Origin of the sequence: Gracilibacillus lacisalsi DSM 19029, assembly GCF_000377765.1 — a bacterium.
Lineage (GTDB): Bacteria > Bacillota > Bacilli > Bacillales > Amphibacillaceae > Gracilibacillus > Gracilibacillus lacisalsi.
Genome location: NZ_KB898669.1, coordinates 96329 through 110087, shown reverse-complemented (window position 1 = coordinate 110087; position 13759 = coordinate 96329). Strand labels below are relative to the sequence as shown.

The 13759-nt window shown below is 35.8% G+C and carries 16 protein-coding genes; 11 read left to right on the top strand and 5 right to left on the bottom strand.

What is annotated here, in order from left to right; genetic code table 11:
• Positions 1 to 81 precede the first annotated feature (81 nt).
• Positions 82 to 1449: a vWA domain-containing protein gene (locus D569_RS22885; RefSeq protein ID WP_018932969.1), complete on the top strand. Its 1368-nt coding sequence runs from the start codon at positions 82 to 84 to the stop codon at positions 1447 to 1449.
• 535 nt (positions 1450 to 1984) lie between these two features.
• Here the strand turns inward: D569_RS22885 and fosM are convergent.
• Positions 1985 to 2407 carry a FosM family fosfomycin resistance protein gene (gene fosM / locus D569_RS0113520; protein ID WP_018932968.1) on the bottom strand — a complete coding sequence of 141 codons (423 nt, stop codon included), beginning with the start codon at positions 2405 to 2407 and terminating at the stop codon, positions 1985 to 1987.
• A gap of 138 nt (positions 2408 to 2545) precedes the next feature.
• Between fosM and D569_RS0113515 the strand changes: the two genes are divergently transcribed.
• A complete protein-coding gene (locus D569_RS0113515; RefSeq protein ID WP_018932967.1) occupies positions 2546 to 2959 on the top strand; it encodes a hypothetical protein in 414 nt (137 codons plus the stop codon).
• 53 nt (positions 2960 to 3012) lie between these two features.
• Here the strand turns inward: D569_RS0113515 and D569_RS0113510 are convergent, their stop codons facing one another.
• Complete coding sequence (locus D569_RS0113510; protein ID WP_018932966.1) at positions 3013 to 3567, bottom strand: nucleotidyltransferase domain-containing protein; 555 nt, start codon at positions 3565 to 3567, stop codon at positions 3013 to 3015.
• A 158-nt stretch (positions 3568 to 3725) separates the two neighbouring features.
• Here D569_RS0113510 and D569_RS0113505 point away from each other — a divergent pair, with 158 nt between their 5' ends.
• The 3 genes from D569_RS0113505 to D569_RS0113495 all read left to right on the top strand — a co-directional run bounded on the left by D569_RS0113505 (position 3726) and on the right by D569_RS0113495 (position 5115).
• Positions 3726 to 4028, top strand: coding sequence for a PadR family transcriptional regulator (locus tag D569_RS0113505; RefSeq protein WP_018932965.1), 303 nt, complete (start codon positions 3726 to 3728; stop codon positions 4026 to 4028).
• Positions 4025 to 4468, top strand: a complete 444-nt coding sequence (locus D569_RS0113500; RefSeq protein WP_018932964.1) for a hypothetical protein — start codon at positions 4025 to 4027, stop codon at positions 4466 to 4468. The genes D569_RS0113505 and D569_RS0113500 overlap by 4 nt, the downstream gene beginning before the upstream one ends.
• 146 nt (positions 4469 to 4614) lie before the next feature.
• Positions 4615 to 5115 carry a DinB family protein gene (locus D569_RS0113495; protein WP_245548504.1) on the top strand — a complete coding sequence of 167 codons (501 nt, stop codon included), beginning with the start codon at positions 4615 to 4617 and terminating at the stop codon, positions 5113 to 5115.
• Positions 5116 to 5168: 53 nt separating this feature from the next.
• Here D569_RS0113495 and D569_RS0113490 read toward each other — a convergent pair whose 3' ends face one another.
• Positions 5169 to 6434 (bottom strand): FAD-binding protein, encoded by a 1266-nt coding sequence (locus D569_RS0113490; protein WP_018932962.1) that lies wholly within the window; start codon positions 6432 to 6434, stop codon positions 5169 to 5171.
• Positions 6435 to 6622: 188 nt separating this feature from the next.
• On the opposite strand from D569_RS0113490, the gene D569_RS0113485 reads away from it, so the two are divergent.
• Both D569_RS0113485 and D569_RS0113480 read left to right on the top strand, forming a co-directional pair.
• Complete coding sequence (locus tag D569_RS0113485) at positions 6623 to 7576, top strand: bile acid:sodium symporter family protein (protein WP_018932961.1); 954 nt, start codon at positions 6623 to 6625, stop codon at positions 7574 to 7576.
• A 287-nt stretch (positions 7577 to 7863) separates the two neighbouring features.
• Complete coding sequence (locus tag D569_RS0113480) at positions 7864 to 8250, top strand: hypothetical protein (RefSeq protein ID WP_018932960.1); 387 nt, start codon at positions 7864 to 7866, stop codon at positions 8248 to 8250.
• A 62-nt stretch (positions 8251 to 8312) separates the two neighbouring features.
• On the opposite strand, the gene D569_RS0113475 is transcribed toward D569_RS0113480, so the two are convergent.
• Positions 8313 to 9668: an alkaline phosphatase gene (locus D569_RS0113475; protein WP_018932959.1), complete on the bottom strand. Its 1356-nt coding sequence runs from the start codon at positions 9666 to 9668 to the stop codon at positions 8313 to 8315.
• Between the two features lie 484 nt (positions 9669 to 10152).
• Between D569_RS0113475 and D569_RS0113470 the strand changes: the two genes are divergently transcribed.
• The 4 genes from D569_RS0113470 (at position 10153) to D569_RS0113455 (ending at position 13140) form a co-directional block, all read left to right on the top strand.
• On the top strand, positions 10153 to 10521 hold the full coding sequence (locus D569_RS0113470; protein ID WP_018932958.1) for a hypothetical protein: 369 nt from the start codon (positions 10153 to 10155) through the stop codon (positions 10519 to 10521).
• 400 nt (positions 10522 to 10921) lie between these two features.
• Positions 10922 to 11647, top strand: a complete 726-nt coding sequence (locus D569_RS0113465) for a gamma-glutamyl-gamma-aminobutyrate hydrolase family protein (protein WP_018932957.1) — start codon at positions 10922 to 10924, stop codon at positions 11645 to 11647.
• 23 nt (positions 11648 to 11670) lie between these two features.
• Positions 11671 to 12309, top strand: coding sequence for a hypothetical protein (locus D569_RS0113460; RefSeq protein ID WP_018932956.1), 639 nt, complete (start codon positions 11671 to 11673; stop codon positions 12307 to 12309).
• A 204-nt stretch (positions 12310 to 12513) separates the two neighbouring features.
• Positions 12514 to 13140: a spore coat protein gene (locus D569_RS0113455; protein WP_018932955.1), complete on the top strand. Its 627-nt coding sequence runs from the start codon at positions 12514 to 12516 to the stop codon at positions 13138 to 13140.
• Between the two features lie 56 nt (positions 13141 to 13196).
• Here the strand turns inward: D569_RS0113455 and D569_RS0113450 are convergent, their stop codons facing one another.
• A complete protein-coding gene (locus tag D569_RS0113450; RefSeq protein ID WP_018932954.1) occupies positions 13197 to 13727 on the bottom strand; it encodes a GNAT family N-acetyltransferase in 531 nt (176 codons plus the stop codon).
• Positions 13728 to 13759: the final 32 nt, after the last annotated feature.

Genomic DNA, 13759 nt, shown 5'->3' with positions numbered 1-13759 from the left:
TCATGCACTCTTTACTGATAAATGATAGTACGATATATTATAAATTAATCAGTAAATACATATTATGGGAGGTTAACTAATTTGAGGGAATACATTCGGATATTTATTTTTATGTTTATTTTCTTTTTAATAGCATGTAATCAAGAAGAAAGTACAGAGCAAGTAACAGAAGAGGAACCTGTAGGGGAAGAGACCATTGAAGAGGAAGAAGGAACAAATGAGTCGGACGATGAGTTTAATTATGATGCATATCATTACGCTGATGTCGAGGAGCGTATGCTGTTAGACCTTGAGTCTACACCCTTCAGTGGAGATAACTATAATGAAAATGAAGTACAGGAACTTATTAACCAGTTTCCTGATAATTTAGAAACAGAGCAATATTATGATCAAATGTTATCTTTAATAGGAGAGGATTATCGTACCTATTATGAATCGCTTACCAACTATGACGTTTCTTTCGAAGGACCGAGTGGGAAACCCGGTGATATCGAAAGCCCAGATTCGACTGGGCTAACACCATTAAATGTTTCTATACTTTTTGATGCTAGCGGTAGTATGAATGCACAAATAAATGGTAATACAAAGATGGACCTAGCTAAAGATGCAGTAGAAGCATTTGTTAGTGACTTACCTGATAATGTAAATATTTCTTTAACGATTTATGGTCACGAAGGAACAGGAGATAATAGTGATAAAGAGTTATCCTGTAGCAGTATTGATGAAATCTATCCAATGGGTCCGTATGATGAGGATGAATTTGGGGAAGCACTTGATTCTTTTGCTCCAGCAGGTTGGACTCCTCTCGCAGATGCAATTCTTAAGGCAAATGAAGCATTAAATCAAGGTGAAAATCAAGAGTATGACAATATCGTCTATGTTGTTAGTGATGGTGTGGAAACGTGTGATGGGGATCCAGTATCAGCAGCAGAAGAATTAACGCAATCTGATATAAAAGCAATTGTAAATATCATTGGTTTTGATGTGGATGACGAAGGTCAACAGCAATTAAAACAAGTAGCAGAAGCTGGTGATGGAGAATACTCTACTGTGCGAACCGAACAAGAATTAAAAAGATACTTTGACGAGGAAAAACGAAGATTAATTAATGAATGGTATTCATGGCAAAATGAAAATGTAAACAATTATTATACTTCTCAAAATGAACGTGTAAATGAATTATATAGTATTCAAAATGAAATGGTAAATAAAGCGTACACTGAACAGAATCGATTCATAAATTTATCCTATCATTTAGAAGATACTTTCGATCTAGAATTAAATGACCTTCGTGATAAAGCAAGGGATATTGGGAAAGAATTACGAAGCTTTGCACGTGATTTAGGAACTGAATTACGCGAGAGACTCAGAGATGACGGTAAAGAGTTAAGAGAAGATGTACGTGAACAAGGATCAAATGAACGTGATAAATTGAGAAATAATGATTAAGGACAAAAGTACGTTTAACGACATAAAATTATCTCCTAGCCAGAAAAGAACAGAATGGAACAAACCAAGATAAATCAGAACGATGATTCCACTATTAATGGAGTAGTTTTTTTATCTATAAACTGCGAAGTGATGTGTACTCCCAAGTAAATCTGAGCTGCGCGCGGACATTTGTTCCGTTATTTGTGTCAAAAGTGCTGTTTTTATGGTGGCCGCGGACATCTATTCCGCTATTCATCGAAAATAGTGCTAATTTAAGCCAAAATGAAGCAAATTAGGGATTCAATGTCCGCTAACATCGGAAAATAAGTGATTTTCAGTCAAATAACGCACTAAATGTCCGCGCCTCGTTAAATTGTTACTAGTTCGCAGTATGTATCTAGTATGCTATACAATCATTCGTCTTTTACATGGAAGTTTTAATTTTGTCCAGTTTGTTTTATAATACTGCCAGTGCAAGTGTACAGAAAAAGGAGAACACTGATTGGTATTCTTTCGTCCTACATTTCTAAGTGTCCGCTCTGTGCTTTGCTATCTAATCATAAAACTCCATATGTGTCTTTTCTTGTTTGTAGTAAGCCAATCTGTCCTGTAAAGTACCTGTATGAAACTCAAACTTATGTCCATCAGGATCTGTGAAGTAAATAGATTTCTTATCTCGTTGATCTCTTGGACGCCCCGGTAACAGATTGACATTCAAATCTTGTAGTTTCTTGTACATTTTATCAAAATCCTCTTCTTCGATTGAAAAGGCAATATGTGTGTATGATTGATCTATTTCATTACGTGGTATATCCTTTTCTACATTTAAAGCAAGCCATATACCATTCAAATCGAAATAAGCAGTGTTTCTTCCTTTGACTAATAATTTGGCGTCAAAAACTTTTTGGTAGAAATCAATTGAATTTTCTAAGTTAGAAACCGAAAACAAAAAATGATTTAGTCCTTTTATCGACACGTTTATCACCTCAACTAGATTATAATAATTTTTTGTTGATATCTCCACCGTGATTTAATATGATGTTCCCGACATACGCATAAATCTTCTCCCGTCTCATATAAATGAATTAATCATAAAATAACTGGGGGAATGTTGATGTCAAGGGCAACAGAGCTTGAAGAATCTTCTAAACTATCAGAAGAAATGTTAAAGAAATACTTTGATTTAAACCTTCAGAAAAAAGAATTAGAGAAAGAAATGAATCAGATAAAAAAACAAATCCACCACTGCTTAGATGAACAGTTTGGAAAACAACAAAAAGCTGAAGTACAACTAGGTAAATATAAGGCACAGCGCATCATTCGAACTTCTGTTCATTACAATCAAGAGAAGACAGTACAAAAATTGGAAGAATTAAAATTAGAAGACTTTATCTTACAAGTAAAACAACCAGATACAGAAAAACTAGAAGCAGCAATGAAGATAGATTTAGTCAACGAAGAAGAGTTCCAGGATTGTAAAATGAACAAGCTGTCGCAAGCTATTACAGTGAAAGAATTGAGTATGTAGCTATGATAAAGTTTGGATTTCAATAATCCAAACTTTTTTATAGCTAACAATATTCACTTTTTAAGTAAATGCATGATTTTATATTTCAAGTCAGCTGGTAAAGGTTGCTTTAATCCTTCCTCGAAAACGCTTGGGTGCTTGATACCTGTCGCTTTAAAATAATTCTCTATTAAAACGGCTTTTTCCTTCTTACCTGGTATCAACCAGTAAAAAATGTACCAATCTTCCAGTGTACATAGCGGAATATCGACACCATTTACTTGTTTGTGTTCGACAATGGATTGTTGTGTAAAAGATAATTGATAATTCCCTTCCTGATGTTCAATTGCAAATCCTCCCATTATATCTAAATCAATGTAATTAATATGAAATTTATTAAAATATTTTGTTCGAAAAGGTTCCGTGCGAATGACTTCTTTTTCGGTACCAATTAATGATAGTATTTGATTCATTTGTGTTGTATGATCTAGGTCAACCAAAATATCTATGTCATTAGGTTTATCAATTAATTGATGGAATCGAAGGAGAAGTGATCCACCAACTCCCCACGTAATATTCCCATTATTGGATATGTTACCTATAAAGGATAAAGTTTCTAAAATCTCCATTCTCCTATTGTTTTACATTTTATATTCAATAGTAACATAAAGTTTCAGATTGTTTACTAAAAAAGATGTGTAACATATTATTGACTTTATCTTCCATATGAGTTATTATTACGTTATACGATATATCGCGATGCGTAATAAGGAGGGTGAGTAATGAAATGAAAAAAAATAGGTTTTCAGAACCTTCGTTACTTATTTTGATCAGCCTTGCTGAACAAAATCGCCACGGTTATGCGATTATGGAGGATATTGAACAGAATTATGATATTAAGTTAGGGCCAGGTACGTTGTATGGTGCAATCTCACGATTAGAGAAAGCAGGATATATACGTGTTCTTGAATCAGAAAATCGAAAAAAGCCTTATGAAATGACGGAAGCAGGTCGGATATATTTAAGTGAACAAATTAAAGAAATGCAAAAAATAACTACGCTAGGGTTAAAAAGGCTTGGGTTAGTATGAAGTGCTTCATCTATTTGTATCCAAAAAAGTGGAGAGAACGATATGGAGATGAGTTATTTGAACTGTTGAATCATACCGATTGCTCGATTAAAGTAGTCATTGACTTACTTTTAGGCATAATAGATGCTTGGAAAATAGAACTGCATGAAAAAGAGATCTTAGGTTTTCGAATGAGTCAGATTTTACTTCTAGTTAGTTTAATCAATATCTATATTATTTATAGATGGATATCATTAAGGGAGGTTATTTTCTTGGAACAAGCTGCGTTAATCATTGCTATGTTAGCTTTTCTCTTGTCAGTTTCGGTTTTTATTGTGAGTATTTTTCAGGAAGGAATCAAAAACGCTTTTTCAGCAAACTCAAAATTAGCTAGAATATCAGTGGGCCTATTTGGAGTTTATGCGCTCAGTTTCACCGCATTTTTAGTGCTAGCTAATTAAACAAATAATATAAGGAGTATCTTTGTTAAAATAGATGCTCCTTATGCGTTACTGACTTGAACCCAAGAATCCAATTCATAATTACTACTAACATAAGACTTCTGCATGAGATAGTAAAAAATTGTTATCGAAATTGAAGGAGTGACATGATGAAAGAGATAATTAATTTAATTGAGAAGTTTGAACAGTTTAACAGTTGGGTGAATGAATTAGAAAAAGTAGATGAGGATCTCTTCTTTACACCAATTAATGAGGGAAAATGGACACCGGCAGAAATCATTAGTCATATTATTTACTGGGATCGTTACATATTAGAGGAATTAATGCCTCAAATGAGGAAAGACGCTAAGCTTGAAAGTGTTGCTTTTGATGTGATTAATCAACCAGCTTCCGAGTATGCTTCATCGGGAGTTACGAAAACACAATTGATACAAGAACAGATCGAAGCTAGAAATCATTTGGTAGAAGTGCTTAAAGAAAAATCAGAGCAAGAATTTTTTGACACATTTGTTTTAAATGGGGAAGAAATTGACCGATATTCTGGCTATCCACACTCACTTTTTAACTACATTAGTGCCTTCGTCTGGCATGATAACCATCATAAAGAACAAATAGAGACATTTTTAAATAAGAATCAGAACTCATAATAAGCTGCCTGTCAATTTAGCGACATAAATCGCTTCAAGTGACAGGCATTTTCTTATTTGTCAAAAATATAAGTATTTATAAACTCGTTACGGAATTTACCTTTGGGATCGTAGTGCTCAAGCAATTGTTGAAAGTCCGACATTTTTTCATAGAGCGGTTGTACTTGTTCTTTCGTCATGGTAAATAATTTACCCCAATGCGGACGAGCATGATATGGTGTAAGCTTTTCTTCAATTTGTGGTAACACTTTTTGTACAGATTCCCAGTCATCTTTCCATGTTAAATGAATGCCGATCGAATCTTGTTGATAGCATGGGCTCATCCATAATTCATCTTCGGCAATGCTTCGTATTTCACAAACATGTAAAAGTGGTGCGATTTGATCGCGGATTTTATTTATTTCCGTTAGTGCTTTATATGCATACTGTCTTGGAATGATATACTCCGATTGCAATTCATCTCCACTGCTAGGTGTGAAATCGATACGAAAATGTGGCAGTCTGTCGTACCACGGTCCCGGAATCCCCATTTGTTCAGTACAATTAATAGCCTCGATTCCCGCGATAGGATGGCAATGGTCTGTTGCTGGTTTCGCACCATATAAATCAGTATATGATTGTGGTTCATTCTCTTCAGTATGTAGCTGTTTGAACCAAACTTGATTGATCATATCACTTTGCCAATTAGTAAATAAACTAACACTGTATGCGCTTGAGAAAATGTCATCAAAATGGTGTTCTAATTGTGCTAAAGGTAACTGCTCGTAGACATATTGGCTGATTTGAAAGGCAGGAATGATGTCTAACGTCATCTTTGTAACAATCCCTATTCCCCCTAGACCAACTACAGCCCCTTTTAATTGTTCTTCATTTTCTTCACGAGAAAAATGGACTAATTCACCGTCAGCAGTAACGACTTCCATGGCGTGAACGGAGTCAGATAAACAGCTGTTTCGGTCACCTGAACCGTGTGTAGCTGTTGCACATGCGCCAACAACGGAAATGTGCGGTAATGAAGCCATATTCTCTAATGCAAATCCATTCTCTTGAAGGAAACGGCTTAGGTCACTATAGATAATTCCGCCTTCAACCGTAACCGTTTGGTTATCACGGTCTAAAACTATTATTTTATTCATTTTTTGTAAGGACACCATATTTTCACTAGAATCTGCAATTCCATTAAATGAGTGGCGAGAACCTACTACTCGCAATTTATCACATTGTCTGACGAGTTGTTGAAGTTGGTTAACGCTTTCAGGTTCATGCCAATTTGCCGCGCTATATGTATAATTACCAGCCCAGTTCTTTTGTTCATTCATATGATTAACGCTCCTTTACATGGTCATTTTTTTATTTATTTTATCATACTATTCAACTTATAAGGACGAATTCGCTCATTTTGTTTGATTTCTTGTCCGTACCCTAAACCAAAAGTTTTAAAATGATATTTAAAATATTCAGAAAATATTATATAATTTCTAAATATGCATCTAGGAGGGGGAGTAACATGAAAGGTTTAGAGAAAATTAGTAGTTTTGTAGGGAATACATTTGCGATTTGGGTTGTATTATTTGCGGTCTTATCATTTCTTATACCTTCAGGATTTACGTGGTTGGCAGCCTATATCACACCATTATTAGGTATTATTATGTTTGGAATGGGACTTACACTAACAGCTAATGATTTTAAAGAAGCGTTCAAACGTCCGAAAGAGGTGGCGATCGGGGTAGCTGGCCAGTTCTTGATCATGCCATTACTTGCTTTTGCGCTCGTAACTATTTTACCTGTTTCAAAAGAGGTGGCAGTCGGTGTTATCTTAGTTGGCTGTTGTCCTGGTGGTACCTCTTCAAATGTTATGACGTACTTATCAAAAGGGGATACAGCATTATCGGTCTCGATTACTGCAGTTTCTACGATTCTGGCACCATTTCTAACACCAGCACTAATTTATCTATTTGCTAGCCAGTGGTTAGAAGTATCTGCAGGGTCTTTATTCGTATCTATTGTGCAAATTGTTTTAGTGCCGATCTTGTTAGGTTTATTAGTTAAGGCATTGTTGAAAGATAAAGTGGAAGCAGGAGTAAAGGCGATTCCGTTAGTATCAGTAATTGGTATTGTAGCAATTGTTACAGCAGTAGTAAGTGTTAACCAGGAACAAATTGCAGCGACTGGGTTATTAATTTTCTTAATAGTGGTGCTTCATAACGGACTAGGCTATCTAGTTGGCTACGGGCTAGGAAAAATAATGAAGATGGAACCTAAGCAACAAAAAGCTGTTTCCATTGAAGTGGGCATGCAAAATTCAGGATTGGGTGCGACCCTTGCAGCTGCACACTTTAATCCATTATCGGCTGTGCCAAGTGCGATATTTAGTGTATGGCATAATATTTCTGGACCTATTGTTGCAACTATTTATCGGAAACTACAGGAGAAAGAGGATCAAAAGAATATAGATGCATAAGTAGAAGAAAAGGTTAGATTTTAAGTGGCAGCTTGTTCACAAGGTCTGCCTTTTTTTATACCATCAGAATCTAAAGTAACTTGAAATATTATAGAAAAATGTAGATTTTTGTTATGTGGAAGAGTTGCTTCTTTCATAAGCATAAATAATTGCCGAGTTAAGAGCCACTTGTGCATTATATTTGATTGAATTTAATATTTAATTGTATCTTTTAATTTAAAGTAAGTTTGGCATCATAATGAATCGTACCTAATTAATACACCAGAGATAGAGAAAGGGTGGACAATATGGCGAAAGTAGAAAATATGACAAATAATGGTGGTTATATAATAGATGTAAGAACCACTGCTAAAACAATTATTATGAAGATAGTAGGTAGTTTTACACCAGACCAAGCGGAACAATTTCATCTAGACTATCGTAAACAAATCAGCATCATTTCAACCATTGATTTTGTTTTAGAGGTAGATTGTAGAGAGATGAAGGCTATCAATCAGGAAATGATACCTAGATTAATCCGATCTTATCAGCTATATAAGGAATCAAACTATAAAAAAATCATATTCTTAGTTAATGATAATGAAGCCATCCAAGAGCAGTTATACCAAGTTGCTCAATCTATCAAGCTACCTAACTATCAAATAATTAGCCAAATAAAAAGGGCCAAAACTTAAATTTTGGCCCTTTCACTATTGCATTTGATTCAAGTTTATCAAAAAAGGGGATTGTAAAAATATTAGTTTTCCAAATTAACTTTTAGAGCATTCGCCATAATCTTAGGCAGTTCTGTGTTATCATAGAAACCGGCAAACTTATCAGCTTGAGGACCATATGCATAAACAGGGATGTCTGCCCCAGTATGATTAGTACTTGTCCAGCCAATACCTGCATGGTCACTTACTACGCTATTAATTGCAAGTGCTACATCACTAGCATTCTGAATGGATTGTACTTCATCTTCTGTTAGGGTTAAATTAGTATATTCCTCAACTATTTCTTTTGCGTTGGAGCGATCTTCATTTAATTGAGTAGCCATGAAGTCTCCAGTCGCTGTTACCTGATTCAAAATGTCCGCATTCAATCCTGAGTATGCACCAGATCCTGTTGTCATACCACCAGTATCATGGTCACCAGCAACAATCACTAGTGTCTTACCATCTTGTTCAGCAAAATCAATGGCCGCTTCGACTGCCTCCTCAAATGCCGCTACATCAGACATAGCCCATGCAGCATCATTGGCATGTCCTGCCCAGTCGATTTGACTTCCTTCTACCATAAGGAAAAATCCGTCCTTATCTTGCTCTAAAACCTCGATGGATGCTTCTGTCATCTCTGCTAAACTAGGCTCTACACTTTGATCACGGTGTAATTCAGGAGAAAGTGCATCATCAGCAAAGAGTCCAAGTAGTCTTTCGCCTTGATTTACATTAATATCGGCATTGTCTTGTAGCTCTTCTCTAGTTTCCACATAGGTAAATCCAGCATCTTCTGCTTGTTCGATCAGATTGACGTCTTCTTGGTTACCACCTTCTGCTTCAGGTAAGAACATATTTCTCCCTCCACCTAGAAGGACATCTACTTCACTAGAGATATACTGTCTGGCAATCTCTGTTTGATTATTTCTATCTTCTACATTTGCAGCAAAAGATGCAGGTGTGGCATGTGTGATCGTGGATGTAGCTACTAATCCAGATGATTTACCAGCTTCTTCAGATACATCTAAGATGGTTGTTAGTTCATTTCCCTCTGGATCAAGGCCGATTACACCATTGTTAGTTTTTACACCACTAGCCATTGCTGTACCAGCGGCCGCAGAATCCGTTACATCAGCGTTTGCCGAATTGGTCGTAAACATTCCTTTTAGGTGTTCGTCCCAAACAGCATCTTCACCTTTGTAGACACGGTAATTGGAAGCATAGTCTCCACTAAATCCGTCTGGAATCATGTAAATGATATTATCGATTTTCTTTCCACCATATCCATTACCGTTTCCTTTTCCTGGTGATTCAGGCTTGTCCGCAAAAACCGGAACACTCACAGCAGACAAAACTAGACCTGTACTAAGAGCTACAGCACCAATCTTTTTAAACATTCTTACCAACTCCTTCATAATTTTGCTTACAGTTACAAGATACTAGATGAATATTGATAGACTATTAATTGATGGTAAACATTAGGTGAAAAAAATACCGGCTTAACATCCATGATTATTTACCTTGATCCATCAAAATTTGATGACTATCCTTCTTCTTTACTAGTTAACATCCGGGACTTTACGTCATTAATCTGGATATGTAGGAAATAATATCAGAAAATGGCATTTTTTTGTGGTGTCTATGCTAAATGTGTTTACAATCCATAATTAAATAGATCCTTTATACTAAGTTAAAAGTTTTGTATATTTTGCGAATCATCTTTTAATACGGTAAAATATCTTATGGTTTGTAGAATGGTGACATATATCAAATGAAAAAGAGGAATAATGACTTAGGTATTATTACTTTTTTATCTGAAATGAACTAAATCTATTAGTGCGAGACTCTAATTAAACATCCAAGAGAAAGGAAGAGGTATACATGGCAAAAATAGAAAACATGACAGCTGATGGCGGTTACGTTATTGATGTTAAGCCCACAAGTAAAGCTGTTTATATGAATGTAGTGGGGACCTTTACACCTGAGCAAGCGGACAAATTCCATCAAGATTATGAAAAGCAGATAGGCTCCATTTCTACTTATGATTATGTGTTACAAGTAGATTGCAAGGATATGGAGGTAATCCATCAAGAAATGACACCAAAGTTAGCCCGATCCTTTAAGTTATATAAAAAATCTGGTTTTAAAAAAGTCGAATTCGTAATCACTCATAATGTAGAGATCAAAATGCAGCTGAACCGTATTGCCAGAACGGTTGATTTGCCTAACTATGAAATAATGGAAGCATAAAAAAACGCGAAAAGTCCTTTTAATAGGTTTTTCGCGTTTTCTTATTATCATGAAAAGAATGACAAGAACTGAACAATATATTCATTTGGACCATTTGATGCAAGCTTTCGTCCGCAAATTATCATCGAACTAAAAGAATATATTATATCGAAATTTGCCTTCAACGATCAACCAAAACTGCAAGGACACTTTAAAATCGATGATGAACAACTAACCATTCATGGCATGTTATAAAGTATAAATTTGAGAAGTAGATGGTCAGCCTGTAAACTACTAGAGCATAACTCTTACCGGCGGAAATTGACTTTATGCAGAAGTATAATTTTTAACTTTTTTTACAAAATAAAAAAGGTTTAACAACGGCGCATAAAGTATTTAATATGGAAGGGTAGTGTTCAACATGGTTCCATCGATCAAGCCTGTAATTGGAATTACGTGTTCGATTGTTAGTCACAACAATATTCCCAGTTATAATCTGCATGAGAAGCATATTCAGTCCGTAATGCAAGCAGGTGGAGTTCCTATCATCATTCCCACAGGTCCAGAAGTGATGGCGGAAGTATGGGTCAGTATTTGTAACGGCATTATACTTAGCAGTGGAGAAGATATCGATCCCAACTCGTTTGGGACGTATCCATCTCCAAAAATCCAAAACACCAATAAAAAAAGGGATCATACTGAAATAGAATTGGTGAAATATGCACAAAAACAAAGTAAACCAATTCTGGGGCTTTGCAGAGGTGCAACCATGTTAAATGTTGCATTAGGAGGCACAGTCATACAAGATATCGAGACTAGTAATCCTCATGCAATCAACCATAACCAGCAAGCGGCAAGACCAGAGCCCACCCATTATATTCAGATCGATAAGACGAGTCTGTTATATCAGATTCTAGGTAACTCAAGTATTCAAGTAAACAGCATTCATCATCAGGCAATTGATCAGCTTGCAACAAATCTAAAGAAAGTAGCGATTGCCCCAGATGGTATCATGGAAGCGGTGGAAGGAGTCGATAAAACTTCTCCAATGATAATGGGCATCCAGTGGCATCCTGAAGAGATGGCGAGTGAAGACGCAACAATGCAAGGGATATTTGATGCTTTTGTTAAAGCATGCAAAAATTAAGCTTAATGTTAGGGGGAAGTATTATGTCTACGTCAGAAGAAAGGTCCTATGTCTGGTATGCAAGCTATGGATCTAATTTAAGCAGGGAAAGGTTTTTATGTTATATCAAAGGTGGACGACCTAAAGGTTCGGAAAAAAGAGAGGTAGGGTGTAGAGATAAATCCCTTCCAATCGCTGAAGGAACACATATCATGCCATATCCGCTTTACTTTGCAAAAGAATCAAGGCGCTGGCAAAAACAAGGTGTGGCATTTATCGGATTGAGCAAAAATGAAAAGTTCCATACATACAGTAGAAAATATTTAATAACAGAAGAGCAATTTATGGATGTAGTTAAACAGGAAAATAATGGAGTGGAGATACATATCGATTTAGATAAAGTGATGGAGAGCGGATACAAAACATTACGAGACTCGTGGTATGGAACGATTTTGTTTTTAGGCGAAGAGGATGGTTACCCTATCGTTACTTTCACTGCAGATTGGGATTTAGATGTCCCTTTTCATACACCATCTAAAGAATATTTAAGCATGATCATTCATGGTTTAAAATCAACATTGTCCTTAGAGAATAAGGAAATTTTAGATTATTTGATTACGAAACCAGGGATAGATGGTCATTATACGACAGCAAGACTTGAAAAGATAATTGAAGAAGTGTAAAAATACGATTGTCCGGGATTCTCGGACTTTTATATTGTCTTGGTCATTCTAAAAGTTGATAGTAAATCCCCAAAGTTGATAATGATTCTTAGAAGTAATTAACACATTTACGAGATTTTTTGTTTTTTACGAAAAATTATATACATAAATGTTCCCTAAGAGGAAAATATATACTTGAATTTTAAATACAGGAGGTTACTTATAGTGCAAAATCAAAATCAGATGCAAAACAATGCGCAAATGCCACAAAATATGGCGAACCAAGGGACTAGTCATAATCATGGTGCACATGAAATGATGGATTCCCATGAATTAATTGGTGGCTTAATCGGGATGATGGAGCAGTATCAGTTGTATGATCAACATATTCAAGATCAAGAATTAAAAGGTATCCTGCAGCGCCAAACTTCTTTTCTTACGCAAATGTATAACACAATCGTAGAAAGCTTCCAAACTGGGCAAGATCCACAAGTACCAACACAACAGTACAAAATGCAGCAAAATAATGAGGTTACTTACGGCACTCAGGCTGGGCAACCAAAAAAACCAAAGCAGTCTGTTAATGAGTTTACGGATGAATGTTTCTCCTCTTTTATGTTAGGTCATACTAAATCAATGGCTTCTGGACTCACTATGGCAGCAGTAGAGATGAACAACCCGGTATTGCGTCGCATTATTGCAGATAGTGTGCCGAACATAATCGAAATGAGCTATGAACTGTTCTTATACCAAAACAAACATGGTTATTATCAACTACCTAAACTAGACGCTCAAGATATGAATAATATGCTGCAAGCTTATACAAAAGCACCTCAACAAGGTATGCACTAAGAAAAAAGTAAGCAAACCTCAAAAACGTTACGCTTTTGAGGTTTGCTTTAAATATTCTAGTCTGTTTTTAATTTAGAATACATCTGTAAGTCAATAAACTTATCCTTAGCTTTCTCAGACTGTCTTAATGTCCCCTCATAAATAAAACCTAACTTATCTAGAACTCTCACCGAATTAACATTTCCCGGTTCTACCTTCGCTTCGATACGATGGAAATCTAATCTATTATAGGCATAATCCATAAGCGTTGAGATTGCTTCTGGCGCAAAGCCTTTACCCCAGTGTTTTTTAGCTATTTCATAGCCTATTTCCGCCTTTTTATTTTCGAAATCAAGGGAATTATACCCACAGGATCCGATAATTTCGTTAGCGTTTCTTTCTATGATGGTAAAACGGATTGCTTTATGATCTTGTGCCAACCGGTCGAGAAAAGAGATCATTTCCTCAGCCTGCTCTTTCGTTGTAAAGTTACTAATGTTCATAAACGCTGTTACATCAGAGTCAGACCAAATGGTAAACAGACTAGCTGCATCTTCAGAAGTCATCTTCCTTAAGTGCAGTCTTTTCGTATATAGATGTTGTATCAATACTTTTACCTCCCATTTGTGAGTTTAATTGA

Bases quoted from the DNA above. Each gene is read 5' to 3' on its own strand.
- D569_RS0113490 (WP_018932962.1), bottom strand. From the start codon at position 6,434: ATGAATGAACAAAAGAACTGGGCTGGTAATTATACATATAGCGCGGCA.
- D569_RS0113480 (WP_018932960.1), top strand. From the start codon at position 7,864: ATGGCGAAAGTAGAAAATATGACAAATAATGGTGGTTATATAATAGAT.
- D569_RS0113505 (WP_018932965.1), top strand. From the start codon at position 3,726: ATGAAAAAAAATAGGTTTTCAGAACCTTCGTTACTTATTTTGATCAGC.
- D569_RS0113510 (WP_018932966.1), bottom strand. From the start codon at position 3,567: ATGGAGATTTTAGAAACTTTATCCTTTATAGGTAACATATCCAATAAT.
- D569_RS0113495 (WP_245548504.1), top strand. From the start codon at position 4,615: ATGATGAAAGAGATAATTAATTTAATTGAGAAGTTTGAACAGTTTAAC.
- D569_RS0113470 (WP_018932958.1), top strand. From the start codon at position 10,153: ATGGCAAAAATAGAAAACATGACAGCTGATGGCGGTTACGTTATTGAT.
- D569_RS0113460 (WP_018932956.1), top strand. From the start codon at position 11,671: ATGTCTACGTCAGAAGAAAGGTCCTATGTCTGGTATGCAAGCTATGGA.
- D569_RS0113485 (WP_018932961.1), top strand. From the start codon at position 6,623: ATGAAAGGTTTAGAGAAAATTAGTAGTTTTGTAGGGAATACATTTGCG.
- D569_RS0113475 (WP_018932959.1), bottom strand. From the start codon at position 9,668: ATGTTTAAAAAGATTGGTGCTGTAGCTCTTAGTACAGGTCTAGTTTTG.
- D569_RS0113500 (WP_018932964.1), top strand. From the start codon at position 4,025: ATGAAGTGCTTCATCTATTTGTATCCAAAAAAGTGGAGAGAACGATAT.
- D569_RS0113465 (WP_018932957.1), top strand. From the start codon at position 10,922: ATGGTTCCATCGATCAAGCCTGTAATTGGAATTACGTGTTCGATTGTT.
- D569_RS0113515 (WP_018932967.1), top strand. From the start codon at position 2,546: ATGTCAAGGGCAACAGAGCTTGAAGAATCTTCTAAACTATCAGAAGAA.